The sequence below is a fragment of the Methanothermobacter thermautotrophicus str. Delta H genome (genome assembly GCF_000008645.1).
Taxonomy (GTDB): domain Archaea; phylum Methanobacteriota; class Methanobacteria; order Methanobacteriales; family Methanothermobacteraceae; genus Methanothermobacter; species Methanothermobacter thermautotrophicus.
In genome coordinates, this window is record NC_000916.1 from 1,725,001 (window position 1) to 1,751,377 (window position 26,377).

A 26,377-nucleotide genomic window follows, 5' to 3' on the forward strand; every position below is an offset into this window, starting at 1 on the left:
TAGGTGGTCATTGCAATGTTTGCGATTATCCCAAAACCAGCCATCAGGGCCGCAGTGTAGTCTGGTGGCGCCAGTTCCAGGAAGAGCTTACGGTAGGCCTCAGAGAGTATCTCATAGGATATTATACCAAGAAAGACCACAACAACAAGCCCGACAAGGGCCTCAGCCCGTCCATGACCATAGGGGTGCTGCCTGTCAGGTGGGCGCTGCCCTATCCTGAAGCCTATATATGTTATCACAGATGTCAGTACATCAGAAAGTGTATGGGCTGCCTCAGCAACAAGCGCAACACTCCCTGAGGATATGCCGACCAGGAAATTGAGGGATGTCAGCAGTACGTTGCCACCTATACCAGCAAAGGCGGCGCGTTTTCCAAGACGTATTCTCTCAGATTCCTCCAAATTAAACACCACAGACAGTTTTAAGTCGTTCCATAGCCTCCTCGATAAGCTCATAGGATGTTGCATAGGACATCCTGATGTAACCTTTCCCTTCATTCCCAAAGGCGGATCCCGGGACAACTGCAACTCCAGCTTCAAGTGAAAGCTTTGTGAATTCTTCTGAGTCCCCAGCATACGGGAACATGTAGAACGCCCCGCCGGGCAGGACACATTCAAGGCCCATATCAGTGAGGGAACGGAACATAAGGTCCCTCCTTCTTCTAAACTCATCCACCATATCCTTAACACAGTTCTGAGGCCCCCTGATGGCTGCAAGGGCTGCGTACTGGGATATTGAAGGGGCACAGGCGGTGTTGTACTGGTGGACCTTCAGGAGCTCCTCAATTATATCCTCACAGCCGGCAACGTAACCGATCCTGAGACCAGTCATTGCATAGGTCTTTGAAAACCCATTGACTATGAGGGCGTTATCTGTAAACTGCGCCGGACTGTAGTGTTTTCCATCATAGATTATCTTCTCATAGATCTCATCCGATATTATTATCAGGTCATTGTCCTCGGCGATCTCAGCAATCCCCTTCACATCATCCTTTCCCATGACGCTCCCGGTTGGGTTCGATGGGGAATTCATTATTATGACCCGGGTATCCTGGGTGATGAGTGATTCAACCCTTTCAGGGCTCATCGAGAACCCTTCATCCATACTGAGGGGCACGGGTATGCTCACTGCCCCGGAAAGCCGGACACAGGCATCATAGGATAGAAAACCAGGGTCAGGTATGAGGGCATGGTCACCAATGTCAAGGAGGGCCTGGGTGCACATGAATATGGCCTCACTGGCACCCACAGTCACTATTATTGATTCTGGTTCAGCATGAACCCTGTTTTCGCTTTTAAGTTTATCTGCTATGGCTTCCCTCAGCTCCTCCATCCCCATGTTGGAGGTGTAATGGGTCAGGCCCTCGTCAACAGCATCCTTAACAGCCTCCCTGACATGATCAGGGACACTGAAATCTGGTTCACCTATGCCAAGGTTTATTGTATCCTCATCTGCAACCTCAAATATTTTCCTTATCTCAGAAAGCTGTATATCCTTTACACGGGAGGCAAATTTCCTCATGATCATCGCCTTTATTTATTTTTGATCTCAGAAGATTCTCTCAATGCCTGAGTGAGGGGCAGCTATCCATGCAACCGTAGCAGCCTGATTCTTCACACCATGGTGTTAATCTGTCATCCTTCATCTTAATGTATTCTTCCATCAGGAAGTCCTCCCTCAGACCCACACTGATATTGTGCCAGGGCAACCTCGCACAAGGGTCTCTCGGTCCGGCATGAGCCTCCCATTCCCTTACCGGAACCCCTGATAGGGATGCCCTTTCTATGAGCTCCCCTATTTCAGGGCCACCCGTGGACAGGACATGCTGTATGAGACCACCCCGCGGACTTCCCATCCTTACAGGAAGCCCCCTGACCAGTCTGCCAAGGAACCTTATCCTCTGCTTCATCTCACGTGCATCATAGCCCTCCCACTGAAGGGGTGTGTGTGGTTTCGGTATGAGTGGGTTTACACTGAAGCTCACCCGCCCCCTCCTGATCTCTGACAGATCCCTCATGAGCCGGGCCATTTCTTCAAGGTCCTCCCGGCTCTCGCCGGGCGCTCCTATCAGGAAGTACATCTTAACACGCAGCCCCATTTCAAGGGCCTTCCTGGTCTTCTCAAAGACCATGCTATCAGTGATGGGCTTGTTCAGTCTGTCTCTAAGCTTCATGGTTGATTCTGGTGCCATTGTTATTGTCTTAAGACCTCCCCTGATGAGGGCCTCCATGAGTTCAGGTGTAACAGATTCTATCCTCAGGGACGGCATGGAAACCATCAGGCCCATATCAACGAGTTCGTTGCAGAGTTCATCTATGCGGGAGTAGTCTGAGGCCGCTGCACCTATGAGGGACACCTTACTGTAACCTGTGGCCTCACAGCCACTCTCTGAGATGTCAATGAGTTTCCTGAGGGATGTTTCACGCTTAGGCCGGTAGAGGTAACCTGACATGCAGAACCTGCAGCCCCTTGAACAGCCCCTTGAAACTCCCAGGAGGAACGACCTCCCTAGGGATGGTGTCAGGGACCTGTCATCTGTTACAGGGACTATCTGCCTTACAGGGTGGCATGCCTCATCCATGTTCTCAACTATAACCCTCTCCGCAGGACTGTCAGGGACATACACCCCCCTTATATCCCTGAACTCATCTATCTCTCTCCGGGGGTCATCGAGTTCAAGGCACCTGTCCATAACCATGTCGAGGACGGGTTCTGCTTCACCTATTATGAAGAGGTCGATGAAATCTGAGAGGGGGAGGGGGTTGGAGGTGATGCAGGGGCCACCTGCTATAACCAGGGGACCTGTGCGTTCATCTCTTCTGGGTTCCAGGCCACCATCCCTGAACATGGCCGGGATCCTGAAGTAGTCTTCCTCATAGTGGATGGTGAAGCTCACAACATCGAAGTCCCTGAGGGGGCTACCTGATTCAAAGCTGCGTCTGTGGGGGTGTATGATCCTTTCACACCAGGTGTCCTCCCTTGAGTTGAGAAAGTGGTAAATAATATGATAACCAAGTGATGACATGGCAGTGGAGTATGGGCTGGGGTAGCATGAGGCAACCCTCAAATCAACCTTCTCGGGTTCTTGATGATGACATTGTATTCCCGGAGTTCCATGAGATTATATTTAGGTTCATGGCACTTAAACTGCTCCATGGGGCAATACCATGTGAGGTTGAAGGTTCATTAATCTCCGCTGTCTAGCATGATTTATAAATTCAGCTGATCTAACTGTTATTGACTTTTAAAGATGATACGATGAAGAGGAAGTATTCACTGGTTGCAGTTGGCGGCACCTTTGACAGGTTTCATAAGGGCCACAGGAGACTCCTTGATGAGGCATTCCGTGTTGGAGAGACTGTCATGATTGGCGTGACCTCTGATGAATTTGCAGCTGCAAAGGGAGAGGGTATTGAACCCTGCAGTGTCCGCATGAAGAACCTTGAGGAGTACCTGAGAGATAAGGATGCCGATTATCATGTAATGAGACTTGATGATCCCTATGGGACTACAGTAACAGATGAGGCCTTTGAAGCGATAGTTGTGAGCAGGGAGACAGAACCCGTTGCCCGTGAGATCAATGCAATAAGGAGGAATAGGGGGTTCAGGGAACTGGACATCATAACAATCGACATGGTGAATGCTGACGATGGAATACCAATATCCTCCACCAGGATAAGGAGGGGTGAGATAGACCCCATGGGCCACATAATAAAGAGGATACGCGGGGCCCTTAGAAGGAGAAGGGAGTGACCGGTCACGGTGAAGTTTTAGATGGGATGTTACTTTGTGTGGTATGATGACCTGGCTCATATTCAGGTAAAGGAGCAAATGGATTCGGTGGTGTTTTACATGAAGGTCAATGTTGGTTCAGGGAATCCTGTTAAGGTGAGGGCAACAGAGAACGTCCTCGGGTTGATATACGGTAACGTTGAGGTCAGGGGTGTTGAGGTCGAATCAGGGGTCCCTGATCAGCCAGTGGGGCTGGAGGAAACCGTTCGGGGGGCGGTGAACCGTGCCAGAAGGGCCTTCAGGGACTGTGAACTCAGTGTTGGTATCGAGTCAGGACTCCACAGGGTCCCTGAGACGATCACAGGCTTTGTTGATCTGCAATGGTGTGCCATCTATGATGGTGAACACATAACCCTGGGCGTCAGCGCCGGCTTTGAGTACCCTCCCATGGTGGTTGAGGAGGTCCTCGCCGGAAGGGAGGTGGGTGATGTAATGGATGAACTCACAGGTGTGGATGAGCTGGGCAGGAAAAGGGGTGCGGTGAGTTTCCTTTCAGGCGGACTCCTTGATAGGACCGGTAACACAGAGCAGTGCGTTTTAATGGCCATGATACCCCGTATGAATCCGTCTCTCTATGGTCTGAAATAGGTGGTGTTGGAACTGTACATGGATGAGAGGCTGAAGATTTTTATTCTGATGCTCCTGATATTCTTCAATGGCATCATGAGGGCTGATAAATTTGCAGTGGTACTTGGCATGTACCATGAGGAATCTATCTTTTTTGAGGACACTGAACATACAGGAAGATGGCAGGAAGATATACAGTATGGATCTGTAACTGTCTGGGGGGTTAGATTATTTTGAGGCAGTATATGCGGACATTCCTGCTGGTTGCAGTGATCTTTGTCTTTGGGTTTTCCATAAGGATGCTCAACGCAGGATATGATGACCCTCTTTACACTGATGATGATGGACTCCAGTACTTTCAGGAGAGTGATTCATACTATAACTACAGGCTCACAGAGAATCTGGCGATTAGGGGAATCCCTGGGGACGCTGTGATTGGAGGTAAAATCTGGGACCTGCATTCCTATTATCCGCCAGGGGTGCCTCTGGATTATCCTGCAGGAATCCTCCTCCTCGCCGTCATCCTGCATGCTATCACAGGTGTCATTGCACCGGTGAGCCTCAGGGCTGTCTGTCTGATCATGCCACCTCTGCTGGCTCCACTTGCAGGTGTGATATGCTTTTTCACTGTAAAAAGGTTTCAGGGGGACATTCCTGCATTCATAGCAGGTTTGCTTCTGGTATCCGCACCATTTTATCTCGTAAAAACTGTCTATGGATTATACGATACCGATATGCTCATCCTTACGTTGTCTATGGCGGTATTGTTCCTTTTCATCGAAGCTGATGCCAGGGAGGTGAACAGGGTTCCTCTATCAGCCATCGGCGGCTTTATCCTCTTTTTGTTTTCCATCACATGGAGCGGATGGCAGGTGATGTTCTATGTGACGCTGGTAACATTCATCATTTTAATCCTGACTTCAGGGTCCAGGAAACCCCTAAGGAATATTCTTGGAAACATTCCTACCGGCCTTCATGGTTCTGTTTATCCTTTTAACCTCTTCAACCATCTTGAACTAATTAAACTGATCATGACTCCATTGCATATACATGATTTAGTGGATAAATCCATCTGGTACCCGTGGCCGGATTCATATACAACTGTTGCCGAGCTTCAGCCAGCATACATGGATAAGGTTCTGGGGCACATCTCACCAGCACTCACTGTACTGGGAGCTGCTGGAATACCTGCATATTATATGCTTTACCGGAGAAAGGGGTCAGTGGGCCTTCCAGTAATCTTTATATCAGTCTGGATCGCTACCGGTGCACTGATGCTTCTCGAGGGTATCAGGTTTGTAATGATACTCATAGCACCCCTCTCAGTATCTGCGGGGATCTTCACAGGGATTCTTTTGGACTGCTCACGTAAATTCAGGTTCCGATGGATTAAAGGGGTTTTATTTATTCTTATTATCTTTACAGTATCAGCACAGCTTGCAATATCCGGTAACATGGTCGCAGATTTAAAGCCGGGTTACAATGATTATTTTGAGGAATCTGCCCACTGGATAGCTGAAAACACTCCCAGTGATGCAGTTATAATAACTGAATGGAGTTATGGTCACTTCTATGCGTCTGAAGCTGACAGACCAGTCGTCTATGATGGGCGCCTGGCCTATATTGAGACATTACCCGCCAGGGGAGTGTGGTATGGATCATCAATGGATCCAGAGATACCAACAACGGCGAGGGACTACTGGATAAACCTTTCCCTTTCATCTGAGAACAGAACCCTCTCTTTAAACATACTGAGGATGCTGGCAAATTCTGGGGATGATGCCTACATCCTCCTTAAAAATCAAACCGGCAGTGAGGTCCAGGCATACAGGATAATGAATGAGATCCTTGGACTGAATAGGGAGAGTGCCATGGACGTCCTTATGCACAGGTATGGGTTTTCAGAGTCAGAGGCCCTGCGGATACTGAACATGACACATCCCATGACTTCAAGAAAAATCGTTGTGGTGGTCCCTGAAAAGATGATAGGTTTGATAGCCTCTAAAGGGGATTCAGGTGATATGCCGGCAGGAACTTACTCATTGATCCGGCTTAAGGATGATGTGATTGAAGAGGAAATAATCAATTCTTCTGGAAACGTTACAGTTCTTGAAACAACTGATGGCTCATACAGGATTAATAGAAAATACAGGAAGTCTCTGCTTTTAGAACTCATCATGGGGGTTAACGATGAGAACTTCTCACTTGTCTACAGGAATAAGCAGATAAAGGTTTACATTATAAACAGCTAAGAAAAATTAGATCTAAAAAATTAACTAAAAAAATTTAGAGTTTGTTAATCGTGGTGTCACGGGCTGTGTTGATTACTTCGCTTATGTTTCCTGCTATGGAGCCGGAAATGTTGAAAATGTAGGAGCCTACGGCTATAACTATTACCAGGAGGGCTCCTACGATTAATATCATTTCAGCGCTTATCTGTGCCTCTTCCTCGATTAACAATTTAATCTACTCTTAGATATTTACGTTGGTATTTACGTTGGTCCTTACTTCGTTTATGTCCTCAGATGCGTTGAGGTTTGATTTGCTGAAGTATGCCCTGTAGATCAGTAGTGCGACTATTGCGATTACTATTACACCACCGAAGAGCAGTATGTATTCAGCTGCACCCTGTCCTGCTTCATCTTTTAAGAACTTCATATTATACACCTCCATCAATATTCACCAGTTCTGGCTTGCTACATTAATATGTGTCTATCCACTTATAAATTTAGCGGATAACACGCTGGTTATACTCCTCTGTTCACATCAATATCAACATATTTAAAGGGTTTTGTTCATAATATCACAAAGGTGATGTGATGCCACGGAAGTACAACATCGACAGGGTGATACTCGAAGTTCTGCAGGAGGGGGACCTCAGCAGGGTTGAACTGGGGGAGCGGATAAGATCTGAAATTGGCTTTGCTGTCACTGATAAAACAATAAATGAGGCCATATTCAAGCTGCTCAAGGCCAGCAGGATAACAGTCACTGGCTACGACCTTGGCGTATACGATGGTGTTGAGAGGGTTCAGTCCCTGAAACCTGATGGAATAGTATTTGGCCTTGTTCAGAGGGATCCAGTTGAGATGAACCTCCTTATAAGGAAACTTGAATCTGAGAATCTCCATGAATCAGAATCAGCTCTTAACAAACTCAGGAAGATATTCATGACAAAAACAGGGGAGCTGGGAGTTGATGCTGAGGGCATATTCAGCACGATAGTGAATGAGATACTATCCCTGGACCAGGATCAGAAAAGGATCATAACCCAGAAACTCGCCTATGCCCTGAGTGATGAGGATGATGCCCCTGAACAGCTGAGGCACCTCATAACATACTTTGAAATAAGGGCAGGGAACTTTTAATTACTCGTTTCTAGTTCAACCGGTTTTCACGTTCTCCCGCACACTGTTGAGGTCACCTGCCACATTAAGGGGATTCGTTGTTTTCAGGTACTGACTGTAAATCAGTAGAGTTGCTATCGCAATCACAATAACACCACCAAAAAGAAGTATATACTCGCGGCTCCTTGGCCGCATTCATCCAAAACTATCATCAATGAAATCCACCCATATGATTTATGAATTACCTTATGGAAAGCCGATTATATAAAACTTCACTTTAAAAAACCTTTTATAAATGAATGCAGAAATAGATAACTGGACTTGTAATTACTAGTTACTCTTGGGAGCGGGAGGCATTAAATGATATATTTGATTATCACAATCGCTGGAATCGTCATGATATTTGCTGGCCTTTACTTCATGTCCCTTGGTTTTGCAACACCCCCTGATATCTTCATGTTCTTTCTGGGACTCATTCTCTTTGTACCTGGCCTCATAATAACCCTTCTATTCGCTGGAAAGGTAGATCTAAAATCATTAAAAGCGGAATCTGAGCCTAAAAAAGACAAAAAGAGGATAAAAAAGGCTGGAGCTCCTGTTAAGGCTGAAGGCCCCGGTAAGCCCCAGAGGCCCCGCGGGGTCTCTGGAATAGTTAAGGGCGGAGAAAAAACTGAAGCTCCGAAACCACTCAAATCCACGGGAAAGGTAACCCAGAGGAAACCCGGGCCAGTGAAACCTGTAAGAACTGAAACATCTGAAGATGAAATAAAATCACGGGCTATTAAACCCACCAGGGTCACAGAGACATCTGATGAAAGTTTGGGGGCTGAAGGATCAGAACCATCCGCAGCTTCCAGGATTAAACCTTCAGAACTCTCTAAGGAAATCCTGGGCGGGGAATTGCCAGAAAAACCTGAAAAGGTGCCCTCTCCTGAAACTCCTGGGGAGGCTGAGAAACCTCCCCGAAAGCCAGCTCCCATAAGGCCCATGAGACCCGCTCCAAAGAAGGAGGTCCCGGAAGAGGAGGAGGCTCCCACATCCAGGGAAGAGCCTAAAAGGAAGTTTCTCAGGTTACCGAAGATTAGAAGGGCCAGGAAACCCGAGGAAACCAGAGAGCCGCCCGCGGTAAAGCCTGCCAGAAAAAAAACTCCAGCACCTGCAAAGACAGCACCTTCCAGGAAACCAGCAGACAACAGCTACGTTACAGAGAGGCTCCAGAGACTCAAACAGGAGTACATTGAAAACGTTGATGACGTCGAAGATCTCCTTGAGGATCGCCTTGACTCATTCAAGGGCGCAATAAACAGAATAAGGGCCGAAACACGTGAGCCAAGTATAATATGGTCATTTGATGCTTCAGACGTTCAGGATGCCATGAGGGAGACAATTACAGCAGCAGAGGAAAGAGTTGTACTCATGTATCCATGGATACGGAATATAGATGTCTCTGTTCTCAAGAAGTTCATGGATACCGAGAGCCGCCTCATAATACAGGAGGCCAGCCTGGATGATGAGGCCTCGGTGGAGCTAATAAAGGTCCTGATGGATAACAACGTCCAGATAAGAACAATGCCACATATACACACAGTTGCAGCGGTTGCAGATGATAAAAATGGTCTTATAATATCAACGGATCCCATATATGAAAGCTTTGAGGTTGGTGTCATCTACAAGGATAAAAAATCGATCTCTGAGATCAAAAAACTCTTTGAGGAGGCATGGGAACTTTCCAATGAAATCAATCTGGAGGGAGTTTAATGAGAATTCAGTGGTTTGGACATTCAGCATTTGAGATAACATCCTCTGATACAAGGATACTTCTGGATCCCTTCATAAGTAACAACCCTGTCTGCAGCACAGCAGTTGAGGAGTTCGAACCAGACGTGATATGCGTCACCCATGGACACGCAGACCATCTCGGCGATGCAATGGAGATCGCTGAGAGGACAGGCGCACTCCTGATAGCGAACCATGAACTATCTGTTTTTTTCTCAAGGCAGGGCCTTGAAAGTACCGGGATGAACATCGGTGGAAAAATTTCCATTGATGGTATAGGGATAAGGATGGTTGATGCAAAGCATTCATCAGATATAGACTTTACAGAGGAGGTGACATCTGGAGGCAGTGCCTGTGGCTTTATAATTGAGACCCGTGAGGGTAAGGTGTATCATGCCGGTGATACCGGTCTTTTTGCAGATATGAGGGATGTTATAGGTGAGATTTACAGGCCTGATATTGCACTCTTACCGATAGGCGACAGATACACCATGGGGCCTGAGGATGCAGCAGTGGCAGCCGGCTGGATAAAACCTGAAAAGGTTCTCCCGATGCACTACAATACGTTTCCCGTCATTGAACAGAACCCCGAAATATTTGCTGAACTTGTTGAAAGGACATCCCCCGGTACAGAGGTCGTCATCCTCGATGTCGGAGGATTCTATGAATACTGATTAATCAAGGAAAGAGTGATAGGATGGCAAATTTTTTCACAAACTTCCTGGATAAACTGCTTGGAAGGAACAAGAAACTTAAGATTGGACTCTATGGTCACCCAAATTCAGGTAAAACAACCCTGGCCAACAGAATGTGTGAGGACTGGCTTGGAAAACCACTGGGTTTAACATCAGAGATACCCCACGAGACAAGGACTGTTTACAAGAAGGAGAAGGTAACCATAAAAAAGGATGGCGCCGAACTTGACTTTGATATCATCGACACCCCGGGGATAGCCACCAAGGTTGACTACAAGAACTTCCTGGAGTTTGGATTATCAGAACCCGAGGCCAAGGAAAGGGCAAAGGAGGCCACAAAGGGCATAATCGAGGCCATAAAATGGCTGGACGATGTCACAGGGGTTCTACTTGTAATGGACTCATCACAGGATCCCCTGACACAGGCGAACATAACCATAATAGGGAACCTGGAGGCAAGGAAGATACCCTTCCTGATAGTTGCCAATAAGATAGACCTTCCTGATTCCTCACCTGAGAGGATCGTATCGGTCTTTCCCCAGCACACAGTCGTCCCCATATCCGCACTGCACGGTGAGAAAACAGAGGACCTTTACATGGAAATGGTTAAAAAATTCAGATGAGGAGTTAAAATGGATGGCTTAAAAATGGATTTCCTTTCATCAAAGGCTCTTGAAGATAAAAGCAGCATGGAAAAGATCTCAATGATCATAGACCGTGTAAAGGATGGGGACATACTGGTACTTGAGGGCAGCCTCTCTCCATCAGAGGAGGCAGAACTCATAGAGACGACCATGAGGGAGATCGACGTTGAGAACTTTGTCGGTATAGACATATACACACTTGAAAAGGATGAGAAGGCATTCATGGGTCTTTCAAAGAGGAGGACGGTGGGGCTCACCATAATAGGGCCTGCCAATGTTATGAAGACGGTCAAGAGGAAGTCCAACTTCCTTTCAATGATTGCCGAGATCGGTGATTCCGGTGCATCAGTGCATTAAGTGTGGTGCCAGGTTCAGCTCCTCAGAGGAGCTCATGAATGGCTGTCCGAAGTGCGGAAGCAGGTACTTCAGGTATGTGGCTGAGAGGAAAGATCCCGAACCCAGAGGGGAGCCCATTGAGACCATAATGGTTAAAAAGAATGGAATATATGAGGTTAACCTCACATCACTCCTTGAGGATGACTCGATAATTGTCTCAGATGAGGAGGGTAAGTACTTCATTGATCTGAACTTCCTGCTTAAAAAGAATCTTAAGAGGAAGGTTAAGTAGTATTAAGCTTTACCTGGATTAACAGACTATTACCATTCTATAGAGGCCCCAAAGAATCTAAAAAGAACTATCCATATCTAAAGTGATTCCAAAGAATTCTCAGTCCAGAATGTCTCGTTATAGGAGTGAACAGTTTGGATAAACTAAAAACTTTTATTATTATCCTGATAATATTCTCTATCGGTTTCTTTTCAAGGATCGAGACAGCAGAACTCAAAGGCATGAACACTGCAGATAGGGCTTACTTCACTGATGAAAACGGCCTACCCTACATGTACGAACCTGACTCCTACTATAACTACCGTCTTACCGCCAACATATTAGACCATGGACACCCGGGGGATAAAATAATAAACGGCACCCCATGGGACCTCCACAGTAATTATCCTCCAGGTAATAGAGTGAATTACCCTCCGTTAATATTATGGATTTCCTTGTTATTTCACAATTTTATTAATCTTTTCATACCTTTCAGCCTCATTGAAACCTGTTTCTGGCTGCCTGCAATCATAGGACCATTAGCGGGGATTGTCATGTTCTTCATGGTTAGGAGGTATGCTGGTGACCTTCCAGGGCTTTTAAGCGGCGTATTATTAGTTCTGGCGCCAGTCTACTTCTCCCGGACTGTGCCAGGGTTCTTTGATACTGACATGTTTAATATAATCTTCCCCCTACTTGTCATTTTCTTTCTTTTAAAGGCTACCGAAACGAAAAACAACTATATGTTTCCCCTTCTTTTATCATCTTTCTCACTCGCCCTCCTTTCACTTTCATGGAATGGTTGGGCATACATTTTCTACATAATAATAATATCGAGCATATTGTATATGACATTATGCAAGCTTAAAGGAAAGGCAGTGATGGGCTTTTCCAGGAAAATTGCAGTTTTTGTTATAATTTCATTGCTTATTATAGGATTAGCTGGACGCTTAGGGTATGCTTTAATTTTTCCAACTTTTTTCAAATTCACATTTAAATCATTAAGTGCTGGTGGTTGGCCAGGAATCTTCGAATCAATATCTGAATTAAGTGCTCCAACCTTTGATGAATTTTTATCATTGCCTGGGCCGGTAAATATGGGTATTGGCTTATTTGGGTTCGTGATCATTGGGAGTATCATGTTAAGGGATGAAATCAAGAGGGTTCATCTTCCAGATTTTAGCTGGTATCCTTTCATCTTAATTGGCATATGGCTTATAATAGGTCTTGCAGCGTATTCTTTAAGTACACGTTTTGCCTTATTAGTCATACCTCCACTTATAATATTCCTTGGATTACTTATGGGAGTTATGGCTTCTTATCTTAAAGGTTCACCATCCATGCGATTACGTAGATCCGGGAACGTTTTCATATTATCTCTGGTGGTAATGTTATCCACAATTTCATTTATACAGGCATACGAGATACAATTTGTGCCCATTGTCGACGATGATTTTGTAGCAGCCTCCTATTGGATCAAAAACGAAACTTCTATGGATACCGTCGTAATTACAGAATGGGGTTATGGACATCCGCTTGCAACATTTTCACAAAGGCCGGTGCTCATGGATGGTGGGATGAACCCAAGCACTCCCAGAAGTTATTGGGTTTATCATGCATTCGCAACTAATAACGAGAGCTTATCTATTGGCATCTTTAGCATGCTATCCACGAGTGGTAACAAGGCTGTAGAACTACTCAACAACAGAACCGGGAATACAAGCCTGACAGTAACCATACTGGATGATATACTTGGCGTTAACAGGATATATGCAGAAAAAACACTTCAAGAAAAGTATGGGATTGATCCAGGATTCACTGGGGAGCTTCTCTCATATACCCACCCGACCAATAAACCGTTCATAATATTGACAAAGGATGACATGATAAAATGGGGGCACTGGTACATATATTATGGATTCTGGGACTTTAACAGGTCCAGGGGCTATGATTACATTTATTATGTAGGTTCATCAAATGATACTGGCCAGATAAGATACTACTCCAATGATGTTAAATTTGACCTGACCAGCGGGGCCTCATGGGAGAACAGGAAACCATACACCACTATAATAAAATATAGAAACTTTAAGAGGGTAATAGAGGGTGACGGTAAAAGCGATTTCTCAATAATAGTGCTCCTGGACAAAAACCAGGCCATCGTAGTAGATAAAAGATTCCAGGATTCGCTCTTTGTAAAACTTGTAATCCTTAAAGAAGAAACAGAACATATTAAACCAATATACAAGAATAATTCCACCATAATATGGACCGTGAGGTGAAGCTACAGTAGCATTTATCATTCCCTAACTGCAATGATTTGCTAAGCTAACACACAGCTTTCTGAATGATTTAGTTACCAGACACAGACTCTTTCTTATAGTCCGAGTTCCTTCCATGATTTTGAGTTAAACTTTGTATAATATCTCACTAATTTCAGTCATCCTCAACTATATCCCCCTTCCCGGGTGGAAGGTTCCTTATGAAGTCCTCGAGGGGGAATAGATTTTCATCATCGACCCTTGACTTTATGGCCTTTGCAAGGGCCTCCTTTTTTGTGTAACCTGGCTTCACGGTAACAAACTTTTCTGTCATTCTTTTAACGGCAGAGGGAGGACCGCTCATGATCCTCTCACCCTCATAGTCAACCACCCCGATGGCTATCTTGAGGGGAACACCCCTCAGATAGTTCCTGGACCCCCTTATGATGAAGGCACCACGTGCAACGAACTCTCCGGATCTGGGTGTCTTTGAGACCTGCTCAGGGTGGACCCAGTAAACGTCCAGTGATGTGAATCCGCGGGTCCAGGCACTTGAGAATGAAGCCGCGAAAACTGCGGCCTCCTGTATGGTTGTCTCCGGGACATCCCTCCCCTCAGTCTTTATAACAACGGATGGGGCTCCGTGGATGTCTGAGTGGAGGTATATATCCCGGGGTTCCATATGTTTTTTCACAACCATCTCATTGGTTCCGGCGTCTCTTCCACCGATCACCAGGAAACCATCAGAGGATACGAACCAGCGGAACTTCTCAAACCAGCGCAGTTTTCTTTTAACTCTCCTCCTGGGAACCATGATGTTCCTGAGGGCATCATCCCTCTTTTTCTCAATCCTTTCAATTTCCTTCTCGGTCTTCTCAATGGCGGTCATAACACCCTTTATCTTTCTCTTGGCCTTCTTGGCCTTCTCATAGTACACCTCTGCATTCTCGGGGACTCCAAGCTTTGAATCAATCCTTACTGGCTCACCATCAAGGAATATTGTTATGTTCCCCATCCTGTCGATTTCGGTGATGTTACTGGCCTCTGGAAGACCCCTTTTACGTGCGTCAGCTATTATATTTTTGATTTCATCCCATGAGTATTTTTCACGGGCTCTCCTTATGGTGGCAAGCACTTCCTCCACCAGGGAATAGTTCGCATAGAGGAGGTCACCCCTCCTTGTTGAGACCTCTATTGTTTTTTTGAATTTTTCAAGGGTCTCCCTCTGAATCCGGAGCCTCTTCCTGAACCTATCAACTTCCCTTTCCCACTCCTCCTCATGGGCCCTCCTTATCTCCTCCCTGAAGATGGAGCTGAAGAACTCGTCTGCAGCGTCATTGAAGCTTTCAAAGTATCTTCTCTCCCTTCCACTGTATACCCTGAGTTCGATGGGGAGGACGTCTTCACCATCTCCTATGATGTGGGGCTTCAGATCAAGTTCCCTGAGGGGTTTGAAGGTTTCATATATTGCAGCATCAATTTTCCTTATATCATCAGGGGTGAGATTGCTGCATGGAGTGTTCTTGTCAAGGCCCGCCCTGAGGACTATCTCCTCGGCATAGAGGCCCCCGAACCCGTTCCTTGCAAGTGTCCTTATGAGGTCAGCCCCGGAGTTCATCAGTATGTCCTCAAGTTCTGAGGGGTCGTGGTCCAGGGGGTTGATGCCCCTTGATGGAGGGTACTCATAGATTTCACGGGACGCTATCCTCCGGTCACTCCAGGTCTTCCTTTTCAGGGGGAGTATTATCTCCCTCTGCTGGTTCAGGAGTATTATGTTGCCCTTTGCAAAGAGTTCAACCATGAGGGTGTACTCCTGATCCTTCTCAACGGTTATCTCGACTATCCGGTCGAAGCCGTGCTGTCTGACCTCCCTCACCACGCCTCCCTTGAGGTGCTTTCTGAGTAGCATGGGGAATGATGGGGGGACCTTGGGGTTCTGTGGGGGGTAGTTTGTCCGGTGGATCCTCACACCGGCCTGCATAACCACGTCAACCCTCCCCTCACCTGGCACATGGAACCTTATGATCACGGTATCCCTCAGGGGCTGGTAGGCCTTATCGACCCTGGCACCCCTCAGCATCTCATTCAGTTCACTGGTAACTGCGAAAACATCAACGTTTGACATTGTCTTCATATATAACACCTCATGGGAAAAGGAGTGGTCTGTAAAACATCAGGTCTGCATTCCTCTATATCTCCAGTGGTTTAAGTATGTTCACATTTCCCCTCTTGAAGATCTTCAATCTGTTTAAGTATATTAACCATGGACCAATAATATCATCTGTATGGTTTGATTTAAACCGGATACAGAATAATTATCTGGAGGTTTTGAAATGGATATTGAGGCCAAAATGACAGCTCTCCACGTTCCTGCAGGTATAGTGGCTGCAGTAGTGTCATTCTATCTTTCTAATGGTTCAATAGCGGTTTTTGGGAAAAATCAGGCCCTAGGAACCTTCGCGGGTCTTGTGATACTTCTCATTGTTGGAAATATTGCTGAAAGGCTATTCGGGAAGGATGAAGTCGGAGGATTTAAGGGGTGGCTCTGGAGCGGTATAGTCCCATTTTTCTTCATATGGTTTGTTGTATGGGCCATACTCATCACCTCAACAACAATAACCCCATAAATGCATCCTGAAGGCTAAAGGTGAGAAATTTTAGAACTTCAGTTCAATGACAGTAACTGCTCACCTCTTAAGCCCAGAATACCCAGGCAAATACGAATATAATTGCGAGAACGAATATGAGGGGTGCTATCAGCCGGCTGACTGCAACAATTGAGCTTATGGTTGATACGAGTTCAGTGGAGTTGGTGGGTCCAAGGGTGTGGAGCCCCTTTATTCTAACGACCCTGCAACCGGCGCTAACCTCTTCAAGGTCGTCCAGGGCATCTGAAACCGTCATGACGATCTCATTTTTGATTTCATCTCTTTTTTGTTTACCCACAGGGTTGTGACCCCCTGAGAGGGTGTTTACAAAGTGGGTGTCGGTTGTCATGACCTCTGCCTCATGCACATCCAGCTTCATGATCTCCTCTCTGATTTCATCCCTGAAACCCATCACCATGTTGTTCGAGTCAAGGAGGATGTAGGCTGTTCTCTGGTCCCCGGCTTCAACCACCATGGCCATGATTCCACTCTCACCCACACCATCCTCCTTTGAGAACTTACCTGTCCTCCGGGCGCATCCGACCCGCAGACTGTGGTAATCTGATGGACATTCAACCAGCTCAACGGCATCAAGGAGGTCAAACATTTCAGGGTTACCTGCAAGTATCCGGCCTGTTTCCCCCTGGGAGGAGTTATGGCAGTCCACCACCACCACGTTTTCTGAGCCGCATTTACTCCTTGCAAGGTTCATCATGGAGAGCCCAACACCGAATTCTATATCATCAAAGCCCTCCGGGGCCAGTGTTGCAAGCATAAGCATACCCTCCCCAAAGAACTGTACACCGATACTGGCACTGTTTCTTGTGTAGCGCCTGAACTCACTGGCAGTTTCATGGTATTCCATATCATCTAGGGCCTCCCTCACAGCAGCCTCCACCTTTTCAAGTTCCTTAATCGATACAGGGTTGAAGTCATGGGTTGAGGGGCCATGGGCAACCATGGTGAATTCACTGAATCTGCCTGAGAGTATGGTGGGCATGTTAGCCCCGCCAATTGTACCTATGGGGCCGGGGTGCACTGAGGGGCTTATCAGGATGGCCTTCACATCGGACCCCCTTCTGAAGGCCACAACCCCTGCGAGGGTATCAACTGGTTCCCCTATTTCACTGAATATGTTCTCAAGTTCAGGGGAGTCCTCGGTTATATGGGAGAGAAAGAGGCTGAGAAATTCCAGTGACCCCACACCAAGGTTTCTTCGCATTGGAGACTCAACCACCATGACGAAGGAGTAGATGGCGAGTATCAGTATGACTGAGGCCACCAGCATCTTCAGAAAGAATCCTATGACACTGAAGTAACCAACGTTGGTTGTGAGGCTCAGAACCGCGACAACCACGTTCATGCTCACAATCAGGAGGGGCTGGACAGATGATATCAGCGTGGAACTGGTGAAACTTATGTTTGAGGTTCCCCAGATCACCAGAAGACGGAATCCAAATATAACTGCAGAGGCAATTATTATTGAGTCCAGTATGAGGTCACTTTTCAGGATGGATGACGCCAGGCATCCCCCCAGGTAGATAATTGAGAAGATGAGCATTGAGAAGAATGCAAGGAACATGGACTGCTTCATCTTCATCTTCCTGCCGCCCAGTGAATTGACCCAGGGCTGGGTGATTGCACCCGCCATGATGGATGTGAATCCAAGGACAAGGACTCCGTTTGCACCTCCATACAGGATGTCATGGAGGTTGCTTGACCCCGGGACAAGGTCTATGAGAAACCCGATGGCACCCACAATGAAACTGATGAATATCATTGAGAGGAGGGATATCTCGGTTTCAGGGAGTGTCATGATGTACTTTGAAAGGTCAGTCACATTCTTCGTACTTGACATGTTCTACCTCATACTGATCTCTCTGGCAATCAGCCAGGCTAATACTGGAGAAAGATATTTAAAAATCTGATCCCTATTAAATTTATTCGATGGCACGAACTCATGATTAAGTGCCAAAAATCTGATCCATCTTGTAATATTCGATGGCACGAACTCGTGATTCGGTGTCCTTGTGCATGGTGCACAGCCTTATCTACTGAGGGCAGGAGATGTTTTTCATGGAGATTAAACTTGAAACACCACTTTCTGAGGAGGTAACTGAACTCCGTGTGGGTGACGTGGTCTACATAAATGGGAGGATATTCACAGCCCGTGACAGGGCCCATAAGAGGATCCTTGAGAGGGGAGCTCCCTTTGATATTGAGGGTTCTGTGATATTCCATGCGGGACCGATAATAAGGTTCAACGAGGAGCCTAACACCACAGCTGAATCCATCAGGGACCCCCAGGCAGAACTTGTTGTTGTGGGACCCACAACCAGCGGCAGGATGAACCCCTTCCAGCCGGAGGTCCTGGGGCTTGGCGTGAGGGCAGTTATAGGTAAGGGGGGGATGGATGATCGAACAGGATCCGCCCTTAGAAGGTACGGGGCAGTTTACCTTGCCGCTGTCGGGGGCTGCGCAGCCCTCTATGGCTCAGCCGTGAAGGGCATAAGGGCAGTTCACTGGCTTGACCTGGGGGTGCCTGAGGCGATCTGGGAGCTCGAGGTGGAGGAATTCGGACCCCTCATAGTTGCCATGGACTCCACCGGGCGCAGCTCTATAATACAGAGGAGGCCAGCCATGACCTTGAGGTCCAGAAACTCCTCGATTAGTAGCGGAATCATGTCCCAGCCCCTGATTCTCATAGGTATCTCATGTGGAAGAGGCAGGTGGATTGATGTTTGACTTCAGCCTCTCAGAGGACATTGAACTTTCCGGTCTGGTGGACACCCATGTGCACACGGCCCCGGATGTGAAGGAGAGGATAATGAACGACCTGGAACTTGCACACGCTGCACTTGATGAGGGCATGGAGGCCGTTGTGATAAAGAGCCACACTGAACCCACCGCTGGAAGGGCTAGACTCGCATCGGAGGTCACTGGTATGAGGGTTATTGGAGGGGTTACCCTCAACACTCCAGTGGGTGGTCTCAACCCCGATGCTGTGGAGGCCGCAGCTTTAATGGGTGGAAAATTTGTCTGGCTACCCACGACATCTGCGGGCCGGGCTGGAGGTGACCTCGATGCTGTACTCTCAGCCGTCGCCGAGCATGAGATGGTCCTTGGTACAGGTCACCTTAAACCAGATGAGATATTCAGCGTAATTGACCTCGCAGCCGAGCACGGGGTCAGGAGGATCATCATAAACCATCCCCTCACCGGAGTTGTCGGGGCCACCCCCGAGGAGCAGAGGGAGATGTCAAGGAGGGCCTACCTTGAGCACTGCCTTGTGGCCTGCATGCCACGCCATGACGGCCTTGACTTTGAATCAATAGCCGGGGCTGTAAGGTATGTTGGGGTGCGAAGGTGCATACTGGCAACTGACTTTGGCCAGGGCCACAACCCATCACCCATTCTGGGGATGAAACATTTCATATACCTCATGAGGCAGCATGGATTCAGTGACCGGGACCTGAGGATAATGTGCCGGGAGAACCCCCTCAGGCTCATATCATAACTATTCCGTTTAGGTGAGGTGGTCTGTATGATCTTCCTTCAGGCTCATATCATAGCTCTCCTTTAATGAGCCAGAGAGGGGACCGGGCCTGCAAATAATGTGATTCATAGACTGCCAGCACAGTCAGAGCCATGAATCTAGAACATGCAAAATTATATATTGTGAATTGGATCAAGGGTGAACAACTTGTTCTTCAGATAACTGTGCGAGTGATATAATGTCTGCTGAGAAGATAGATAGGGAACTTAAGAAGAGGATAAATCAATTTAAAAAACTTCTAAAGAATGAAGAGGAACGTGAGAGCTTCTATAACAGTATATGTGGCTCTGAAATTCTCGTAAGGATCGAAATATTTCTGCCATCAGCTAACCCTGAAAGGTACTATGATGGACTCTTCCTTTACCTCAACGATGAGGGCGCAAGCAGTAAGGCAGAGTACTACTACAATGAGGGGGACGAGGGGGCCATCACGAAGCTCGAGGGAGACTCCCTGGAGGTTGTCAGGGATCTCTTTGAGGATGAACTCTCACTGGAAATAGAGTGAAGAATTCTACTTTTAAGAAAATTTATTTATAATAACTTCAATAATTATTATGATTAAATTTTTTAACTGGAGGATTCAATACCATGCGAAGTTTTGAGAAACTAACTTCCCTCAAGGAATACATTCCCATCAAGAAGAAGGAGGGTGGGGAAAAAAATATAGGCCTCCTTGTTGATGGCCCGAACATGCTCAGAAAGGAATTCAGCCTTAACCTGGATCTTGTAAGGCAGATAATGTCAGAATATGGTAATATGCGTGTTGGAAAGGTCCTTCTCAACCAGTACGCATCAGATAAACTCATAGAGGCAATTGTTAACCAGGGCTTTACACCAATTGTTGTGGCATGGGACACCGATGTTTACATGGCTGTTGAGGCCATGGAACTGATATACAACCCTAATATTGATATAATAGCCCTCATGACACGTGACGCTGATTTTCTACCAATAATAAACAAGGCAAAGGAGAACGGGAAGGACACCATCGTGATAGGTGCAGAACCAGGCTTCAGTGCGGCACTCCAGAATTCCGCAGACCACGCCATAATACTCAAACCAGAGAACAGCAGGCCAAGGAAAAAAAGGGCTACTCCGGAAGAAGACTGAAACAGGTGAATCCATGCTTGAAGACCCCGTCAATGAGGTTAAACGCAGAGAACACGCCCTCCGAATTATAGGGGAGAAGATGAAGAAGCATGGCAGGGATGGAATCTATGACCTCACAGGCCTTTCAGGAGGTTTCCCCCTTGAAGAAGAGGACTTGGACCTCATTGAGACCTATGTTGGTCCTGCCATATTTGAGGAGAAACTTCAGGAAGCTGGAAGAGAGCACATGGGAGGGGAGATGATTGCAGCATTCAACAGGACAAGCAGCGCCATCCTTGCAGCTGTACTGGCACTCACAGAACCCGGCTCCACAGTTTTTCACTACCTCCCCGAGCTACCATCACACCCATCAGTCCCGGGAAGCACTGAACTGGCATCTGCTGGCTACCAGGAAACAGAGGACTTCACAGAGAAGCCCCCGGCCGATACGAGCCTCGTAGTTGTAACCGGGTCAACAATGGATCACAGGGTTGTTGGGGAATCTGATCTTGTCAGAGTCATTGAAATAGCCCATGATGCCGGTATCCCGGTCCTCGTGGATGATGCATCCGGTGCGAGGTTGAGGACGGTCCTCTACGGCCAGAGGAGGGCCTGTGACCTGGGTGCAGACCTTGCAGTTACAAGCACGGATAAACTGATGCATGGCCCCAGGGGTGGGCTGATGGCAGGAAGGGCAGAACTTATTGAGAGGGTTAAGTCAAAGGCCTACCAGTTCGGACTTGAGGCCCAGCCCCCACTGGTCGCTGCAATGGTCCGGGCCCTTGAGGAATTTGAGCCATCAGAAATCAGGGATGCCATTAAAAGGAAGGAGGAGTTCCTCAGGGACTTCAGGGGACCCGAGGTTGAGGAGACACCCACGGGTTTCATTATAAAGTCATCATCACTTGAGGACCTCCAGGGTTCAGGATATGATGGGGATGAAATTTCAACAGCCCTATCAATGATACTCCTATCAGAGCACGGGATAGTGACAATACCGGCTGTTGGAATGCCCGGAGCCTCAAAGACCCTTAGATTTGATCTGGCAGCCCGGGACGCCGGAAGGATTGAAATCTCATTCCTCAGAGAGGCGATCTACGATGCAATAAAGCTGGTTTCCGGGTTCATCAATGATGATGAGAAAATGCGCAGACTGATTCTTGGATGATCAGGCTCTGACCAGAACACAATGAGCTGCTTTTAAGTGTGACAGGGAGGTATCCGAGTGATAGTTATCGATGGATCAGAGGGTGAGGGTGGAGGAGCTGTTGTGAGGGTCTCCACAGCACTCGCGGCGGTGACCTCCAGGAGTGTAAGGGTATACAATATCAGGGCCAGGAGGTCGAGGAGTGGATTATCACACCAGCACCTCACAGCAGTGAGGGCCGTTGCCAGGATAAGCAACGGGACACTGAGGGGTGATGAGCTCGGGTCAATGGAACTTGAATTCTCCCCCGGCAGGGTGACGGGCGGGACATTTAACTTCGATGTTAAAACGGCCGGAAGCACGGGTCTGGTCCTGCAGGCCATCATGGTCGCTGCTGCAGCCTCCGAAGGTGAAATTGATGTAACGGTCTCAGGGGGAACCGATGTCCTGTGGGCACCAACCTGTGACTACCTGAGGGAGGTAACGATCCCGGTCCTGGAGATGATGGGGTACAGTGCCAGGATTGAAATCATCAGGAGGGGTTATTACCCTGAGGGCGGGGGCAGGGTTCATGCAATCATTGAACCATCTGAACTCAGACCCATCACCCTTGAGGAGTCAGAGATCCATGCTGTGAGGGGCATATCCCATTCCAGGAACCTTCCGGTTCACGTGGCAGAGAGACAGGCTGAATCAGCCATGAAGATCCTCAGGGGGGCAGGTCTCGATGTTGATATAATGGTCGAGGATGCATCAGGTCCGGTGGGGAGAGGTTCAGGCATAACACTATGGGCTGAGGGTAATACACGGCTCGGAGCAGTATCCCTTGGAAAACCGGGTAAGAGGGCTGAGAAAGTCGGTTCAGAGGCTGCAAGGGAACTTTTAGGCTTCATAGAATCGGGGAGCCCCCTCGATAGATACATGGGCGACCAGATAATCCCCTACATGGCTCTCACTGGAGATTCGAGGGTTAGAACCTGTGAGCTCACACTCCACGCCGAGACCAACATAATCCTTTCAGAAAAAATAACCGGTAGAAGGTTCCGGGTTGAGGGTGAACGTGGAGGCCCGGCAACCATAGAGGTCCTTTAATTTTTTTATCTGACAGTAAAAACAAATTTAAGGAACAGACCCTCAAAGGGTCAGATTATCTGTGTATACACTCCCCTGAGATGACCTTGCGCAGTGTGCCGTCATCAAGTTCAAGGATCAGCGCCCCCTCACTGTTTATACCAACAGCATCTCCATGGACGATTTCACCCAGCTGTTTTCTTATCTCAACACGTCTCCCGATTGTCTTTGAGAGTTTTCTCCATTCCGTCAGGATTTCATCCATCTTCCCATCCTTGAAGGAGTTATATGTCTCCTCGAAGTTCCTCAGGAATCTTGCTATGAGTTCACTGGACTTTATATCCCTTTTCAGTTCATTTTTAATCGAGGTTGCCCCCTCCCTGAGGTCATCAGGGAAGTGGCTGATATCAACGTTGGTGTCTATCCCAACACCGACAACCACGTACTCAAGGGTGTTGAACCTGGCATGGGCCTCTGTGAGTATCCCGCACACCTTTTTATCCCCTATAAGTATGTCGTTGGGCCATTTTATTCCAACGTCGAGGCCGCATTCATCCCTGAGGGTTCTGGCCACTGCAACGCCGGCCACGAGTGTTAGGAGGGGTGCCCTTGATGGGTGCACTTCGGGTCTGAGGATGATCGACATCCATATCCCTCCCTGGGGGGATATCCAGGGTTTACCCCTTCTTCCCCTCCCACGGGACTGGGTCTTTGCAATGACGACGGTGCCTTCAGTGGCGCCATCCTCAGCCATCCTCTTTGCGACGTTGTTTGTTGAGTCTACCTCATCAAAGCATTTTATTTCATGGCCTATGTATTCTGTATCCACCTCAACCTCGCATGGGTCATAATCTTCAACCATACCATCACCCCCTCCTTGAATGCATGTAGGTTCCTATCGCCGCTGATATGGCGGCAACCTTCTTTGATGGGAGAAATGTTGACTGGAGACGTTCAACCATCTCCTGGTCCTCCTTAACGATTTTTCGCATCTCGGCGTCTATACCCCTTCTGTATTCGTCAACGAAGTGTGTATGGAGTTCGCCTCGCCTGAATGCCTCGTTCCTCATTATGGCCTTGTGGAAGGGTATGGTGGTTTTAACCCCCAGTATTATGTACTCACTGAGGGCCCTCTTCATCCGGTTTATGGCCTCCTGGCGGTCCATACCCCACACTATGAGTTTTGATATCATGGAATCATAGAAGGGGGGTATCTCATAGTTCATGTAAACGCCGCTGTCAACCCTCACACCTATACCCCCTGGGGATCTGTAACCTGTGATCTTACCGGGGTTTGGCGCGAAATCTGCAAGGGGGTTCTCTGCGTTTATACGGCACTCGATGGCATGCCCCCTGATGTTTATATCCTTCTGGGTGAAGCGAAGTTCCTCTCCGGAGGCGACCCTTATCTGTTCCTTGACAAGGTCGACTCCTGTGATAACCTCTGTTATGGGATGTTCCACCTGTATCCTGGTGTTCATCTCAAGGAAGTAGAAGTCCCCGTTGGAGTAAAGGAACTCAACTGTACCTGCGTTTTCATAGCCTATATATTCAGCGGCCTTAACTGCAGCGGATCCCATCCTCTCCCTGAGTTCCGGTGTCATTATGGGGGACGGTGCCTCCTCTATCAGTTTCTGGTGCCTCCTCTGTATCGAGCACTCCCTGTCTGCAAGGTGTATCACGTTGCCTGATTCATCTGCCATGACCTGGAATTCGATGTGCCGTGGCCTTTCAAGGTACTTCTCGATGTACACGGTGGGGTCCCCGAAGGCTGATGCAGCCACCGACTGGGTGGACTCCATGGCCCTTATGAGTTCATCCTCCTCGTAGACAGCCCGCATACCGATCCCGCCCCCGCCTGCAGATGCCTTTATAATGACGGGGTAACCTATGGAATCAGCTATCCTGGCGGCTTCATCAGGGTCACTGACGCCCTGATCGGTACCGGGGATCACGGGTACACCGGCCTTCTTCATGAGCTTCTTTGAGGTTATTTTATCCCCCATGGCCTCTATAACTGAGCCCTTGGGACCTATGAGTTTGATTCCCTGTTTTTCACATTCCTCTCCGAGGCGGGGGTTCTCTGCGAGGAAACCGTAGCCCGGGTGGATGGCTTCGGCGCCTGCCTTCTCGGCCACCTCCAGTATCCTGTCGATCCTGAGGTAGCTCTGTGATGGGGCTGGTTTTCCTATCTCATATGCCTCATCGGCGTATCTTGTGAAAAGGGCGTTTTTGTCTGCTTCAGAGTAAACAGCCACGCTCTTTATTCCAAGTTCCCTGCAGGCACGCATAACTCTTATTGCTATTTCACCACGGTTTGCAACAAGGATTTTACTGAACATCTAACTGCACCTTGAAGTTTTAACAGATATATAGTATATTGAATGAACCTCTTTTTAAGCATACCACTTGAGTTACAGTAACTGCCATGTGGATGACATGGGGACTTACGGTAACCGGGTTTGCATTGATAGTAGATAGGAGAGAGAAGGAGGTATCTTGGGGGATATGGATGAGCCCTGAGATGCTGCTTGAGAGGTAACATGATAAGGAGAAAGAGACATCTTGAGATGCTGCTTGAGAAGGTTCCAGCCCACCCGGACCCTGACCCGGGCCTTGAACAGTACCTCACCCCTCCAGGGATCGCTGCAGAGGTCCTCTGGGCAGCCAGGGCAATGGGTGATATAGAGGGAAAGACGGTGGCTGATCTTGGGTGCGGTACAGGTATCCTGGGTATTGGAGCAGCCCTGCTGGGCGCAGAGATGGTCTACTGTATTGACATTGATTCAGGGGCCCTTGAGGCCGGACGTTCTGCTGCCGGGGAACTGGGTCTTGGTAACATCCGGTTCATTGAGGCGGACATCCGCCATCATGATGCCTTACCAGGGATGGTTGACACGGTGGTTCAGAATCCCCCATTCGGTTCCCAGGAGAGGGCAGAGAGGGGTGCTGACAGGGTCTTCATGGATGCAGCGGCAGCCACTGCCCGGACTGTTTACTCCTTCCACATGGCTGGTTCCGAGGACTTTGTCAGGAACTACTACCGGAAGCTTGGGGGTACCGTCACCCACAGATTCAGGGTTGAGTTCCCTATACCCCGGACTTACAGCTTCCACAGGATGGAGGTTGCCTCCGTAGGGGTGGTCATCCTGAGGGTTGTGTTCTGATGTTCTCTGG

At 47.9% G+C, this 26,377-nt stretch carries 28 protein-coding genes and 1 pseudogene (1 of these 29 cut by a window edge); 19 read left to right on the forward strand and 10 right to left on the reverse strand.

The features are described 5' to 3' along the window. The 3 genes in view from MTH_RS09070 to MTH_RS09080 are tightly spaced (at most 34 nt apart) and all read right to left on the reverse strand, a layout consistent with a single transcriptional unit that may run on beyond the window. Nucleotides 1-410, reverse strand: partial view of a cation diffusion facilitator family transporter gene (locus tag MTH_RS09070; RefSeq protein ID WP_394295910.1) — the 5' portion only. The gene continues 496 nt to the left of window position 1, outside the view; only the first 410 of its 906 coding nucleotides appear in the window; it begins with the start codon at nt 408-410; its stop codon lies off the left edge, out of view. Next, nucleotides 403-1,527: a guanitoxin biosynthesis PLP-dependent (S)-gamma-hydroxy-L-arginine cyclodehydratase GntC gene (gene gntC / locus MTH_RS09075; protein ID WP_010877490.1), complete on the reverse strand. Its 1,125-nt coding sequence runs from the start codon at nt 1,525-1,527 to the stop codon at nt 403-405. Before gntC ends, MTH_RS09070 begins: the two co-directional genes overlap by 8 nt. Before the next feature lie 34 nt (nt 1,528-1,561). After that, a complete protein-coding gene (locus tag MTH_RS09080) occupies nt 1,562-3,067 on the reverse strand; it encodes a radical SAM protein (protein ID WP_010877491.1) in 1,506 nt (501 codons plus the stop codon). A gap of 191 nt (nt 3,068-3,258) precedes the next feature. Between MTH_RS09080 and MTH_RS09085 the strand changes: the two genes are divergently transcribed. The 4 genes from MTH_RS09085 to MTH_RS09100 all read left to right on the forward strand — a co-directional run bounded on the left by MTH_RS09085 (nt 3,259) and on the right by MTH_RS09100 (nt 6,611). Next, nucleotides 3,259-3,753 (forward strand): phosphopantetheine adenylyltransferase, encoded by a 495-nt coding sequence (locus MTH_RS09085; protein ID WP_048061166.1) that lies wholly within the window; start codon nt 3,259-3,261, stop codon nt 3,751-3,753. Between the two features lie 99 nt (nt 3,754-3,852). Further along, nucleotides 3,853-4,380 carry an inosine/xanthosine triphosphatase gene (gene yjjX, locus MTH_RS09090; RefSeq protein ID WP_048061167.1) on the forward strand — a complete coding sequence of 176 codons (528 nt, stop codon included), beginning with the start codon at nt 3,853-3,855 and terminating at the stop codon, nt 4,378-4,380. 6 nt (nt 4,381-4,386) lie between these two features. After that, nucleotides 4,387-4,596, forward strand: a complete 210-nt coding sequence (locus tag MTH_RS09095) for a hypothetical protein (protein ID WP_048061168.1) — start codon at nt 4,387-4,389, stop codon at nt 4,594-4,596. Then, nucleotides 4,593-6,611 (forward strand): dolichyl-diphosphooligosaccharide--protein glycosyltransferase subunit STT3, encoded by a 2,019-nt coding sequence (locus MTH_RS09100; protein WP_010877494.1) that lies wholly within the window; start codon nt 4,593-4,595, stop codon nt 6,609-6,611. The genes MTH_RS09095 and MTH_RS09100 overlap by 4 nt, the downstream gene beginning before the upstream one ends. Before the next feature lie 34 nt (nt 6,612-6,645). On the opposite strand, the gene MTH_RS09105 is transcribed toward MTH_RS09100, so the two are convergent. Beyond that, on the reverse strand, nt 6,646-6,819 hold the full coding sequence (locus MTH_RS09105) for a class III signal peptide-containing protein (RefSeq protein ID WP_083750464.1): 174 nt from the start codon (nt 6,817-6,819) through the stop codon (nt 6,646-6,648). A gap of 12 nt (nt 6,820-6,831) precedes the next feature. Further along, the gene (locus tag MTH_RS09110; RefSeq protein ID WP_048061337.1) at nt 6,832-7,017 is read right to left on the reverse strand and encodes a Flp family type IVb pilin; all 186 of its coding nucleotides are present in this window, start codon (nt 7,015-7,017) and stop codon (nt 6,832-6,834) included. A 161-nt stretch (nt 7,018-7,178) separates the two neighbouring features. On the opposite strand from MTH_RS09110, the gene MTH_RS09115 reads away from it, so the two are divergent. Then, on the forward strand, nt 7,179-7,727 hold the full coding sequence (locus MTH_RS09115; protein WP_048061169.1) for a hypothetical protein: 549 nt from the start codon (nt 7,179-7,181) through the stop codon (nt 7,725-7,727). 15 nt (nt 7,728-7,742) lie between these two features. Here MTH_RS09115 and MTH_RS10280 read toward each other — a convergent pair. Continuing rightward, nucleotides 7,743-7,918, reverse strand: a pseudogene (locus tag MTH_RS10280) (class III signal peptide-containing protein). 148 nt (nt 7,919-8,066) lie between these two features. Here MTH_RS10280 and MTH_RS09125 point away from each other — a divergent pair. From MTH_RS09125 to MTH_RS09150, 6 genes are all read left to right on the forward strand, one after another. After that, nucleotides 8,067-9,464: a hypothetical protein gene (locus tag MTH_RS09125; RefSeq protein ID WP_010877497.1), complete on the forward strand. Its 1,398-nt coding sequence runs from the start codon at nt 8,067-8,069 to the stop codon at nt 9,462-9,464. Further along, the gene (locus MTH_RS09130) at nt 9,464-10,156 is read left to right on the forward strand and encodes a metal-dependent hydrolase (RefSeq protein ID WP_010877498.1); all 693 of its coding nucleotides are present in this window, start codon (nt 9,464-9,466) and stop codon (nt 10,154-10,156) included. Before MTH_RS09125 ends, MTH_RS09130 begins: the two co-directional genes overlap by 1 nt. Nucleotides 10,157-10,179: 23 nt before the next feature. Next, nucleotides 10,180-10,800: an Era-like GTP-binding protein gene (locus MTH_RS09135; RefSeq protein WP_010877499.1), complete on the forward strand. Its 621-nt coding sequence runs from the start codon at nt 10,180-10,182 to the stop codon at nt 10,798-10,800. Between the two features lie 9 nt (nt 10,801-10,809). Beyond that, nucleotides 10,810-11,178, forward strand: a complete 369-nt coding sequence (locus MTH_RS09140; RefSeq protein WP_010877500.1) for a DUF2073 domain-containing protein — start codon at nt 10,810-10,812, stop codon at nt 11,176-11,178. Beyond that, nucleotides 11,162-11,449, forward strand: a complete 288-nt coding sequence (locus tag MTH_RS09145; protein WP_010877501.1) for a Zn-ribbon domain-containing protein — start codon at nt 11,162-11,164, stop codon at nt 11,447-11,449. The genes MTH_RS09140 and MTH_RS09145 overlap by 17 nt, the downstream gene beginning before the upstream one ends. 134 nt (nt 11,450-11,583) lie before the next feature. Then, entirely contained in the window at nt 11,584-13,710 is a 2,127-nt protein-coding gene (locus tag MTH_RS09150) for a dolichyl-diphosphooligosaccharide--protein glycosyltransferase subunit STT3 (RefSeq protein ID WP_048061170.1), read from the forward strand. A 154-nt stretch (nt 13,711-13,864) separates the two neighbouring features. Here MTH_RS09150 and rqcH read toward each other — a convergent pair whose 3' ends face one another. Next, on the reverse strand, nt 13,865-15,823 hold the full coding sequence (rqcH, locus tag MTH_RS09155; RefSeq protein ID WP_048061171.1) for a ribosome rescue protein RqcH: 1,959 nt from the start codon (nt 15,821-15,823) through the stop codon (nt 13,865-13,867). A 199-nt stretch (nt 15,824-16,022) separates the two neighbouring features. Between rqcH and MTH_RS09160 the strand changes: the two genes are divergently transcribed. After that, a complete protein-coding gene (locus MTH_RS09160) occupies nt 16,023-16,316 on the forward strand; it encodes a DUF5379 family protein (RefSeq protein WP_010877504.1) in 294 nt (97 codons plus the stop codon). A 67-nt stretch (nt 16,317-16,383) separates the two neighbouring features. Here MTH_RS09160 and MTH_RS09165 read toward each other — a convergent pair whose 3' ends face one another. Further along, nucleotides 16,384-18,195 carry a DUF2070 family protein gene (locus tag MTH_RS09165; protein WP_010877505.1) on the reverse strand — a complete coding sequence of 604 codons (1,812 nt, stop codon included), beginning with the start codon at nt 18,193-18,195 and terminating at the stop codon, nt 16,384-16,386. A gap of 218 nt (nt 18,196-18,413) precedes the next feature. Between MTH_RS09165 and MTH_RS09170 the strand changes: the two genes are divergently transcribed. From MTH_RS09170 to rtcA, 6 genes are all read left to right on the forward strand, one after another. Continuing rightward, nucleotides 18,414-19,082, forward strand: coding sequence for a FumA C-terminus/TtdB family hydratase beta subunit (locus MTH_RS09170; protein ID WP_143485798.1), 669 nt, complete (start codon nt 18,414-18,416; stop codon nt 19,080-19,082). Continuing rightward, complete coding sequence (locus tag MTH_RS09175) at nt 19,075-19,854, forward strand: DUF6282 family protein (protein ID WP_010877507.1); 780 nt, start codon at nt 19,075-19,077, stop codon at nt 19,852-19,854. The genes MTH_RS09170 and MTH_RS09175 overlap by 8 nt, the downstream gene beginning before the upstream one ends. Nucleotides 19,855-20,071: 217 nt before the next feature. Continuing rightward, nucleotides 20,072-20,398 carry a hypothetical protein gene (locus MTH_RS09180; protein ID WP_010877508.1) on the forward strand — a complete coding sequence of 109 codons (327 nt, stop codon included), beginning with the start codon at nt 20,072-20,074 and terminating at the stop codon, nt 20,396-20,398. A gap of 83 nt (nt 20,399-20,481) precedes the next feature. Beyond that, complete coding sequence (locus MTH_RS09185; protein WP_010877509.1) at nt 20,482-21,003, forward strand: TIGR00288 family NYN domain-containing protein; 522 nt, start codon at nt 20,482-20,484, stop codon at nt 21,001-21,003. 13 nt (nt 21,004-21,016) lie between these two features. Continuing rightward, nucleotides 21,017-22,150 (forward strand): TIGR03576 family pyridoxal phosphate-dependent enzyme, encoded by a 1,134-nt coding sequence (locus MTH_RS09190; protein WP_010877510.1) that lies wholly within the window; start codon nt 21,017-21,019, stop codon nt 22,148-22,150. 57 nt (nt 22,151-22,207) lie between these two features. Continuing rightward, nucleotides 22,208-23,221 carry an RNA 3'-terminal phosphate cyclase gene (rtcA, locus tag MTH_RS09195; RefSeq protein ID WP_010877511.1) on the forward strand — a complete coding sequence of 338 codons (1,014 nt, stop codon included), beginning with the start codon at nt 22,208-22,210 and terminating at the stop codon, nt 23,219-23,221. A 55-nt stretch (nt 23,222-23,276) separates the two neighbouring features. On the opposite strand, the gene MTH_RS09200 is transcribed toward rtcA, so the two are convergent. After that, entirely contained in the window at nt 23,277-24,062 is a 786-nt protein-coding gene (locus MTH_RS09200; RefSeq protein WP_010877512.1) for a biotin--[acetyl-CoA-carboxylase] ligase, read from the reverse strand. Between the two features lie 4 nt (nt 24,063-24,066). Further along, nucleotides 24,067-25,542 carry an acetyl-CoA carboxylase biotin carboxylase subunit gene (locus MTH_RS09205; protein WP_010877513.1) on the reverse strand — a complete coding sequence of 492 codons (1,476 nt, stop codon included), beginning with the start codon at nt 25,540-25,542 and terminating at the stop codon, nt 24,067-24,069. 201 nt (nt 25,543-25,743) lie between these two features. Here MTH_RS09205 and MTH_RS09210 point away from each other — a divergent pair, with 201 nt between their 5' ends. Further along, nucleotides 25,744-26,367: an METTL5 family protein gene (locus tag MTH_RS09210; RefSeq protein ID WP_048061172.1), complete on the forward strand. Its 624-nt coding sequence runs from the start codon at nt 25,744-25,746 to the stop codon at nt 26,365-26,367. The last annotated feature ends 10 nt before the right edge of the window (nt 26,368-26,377 follow it).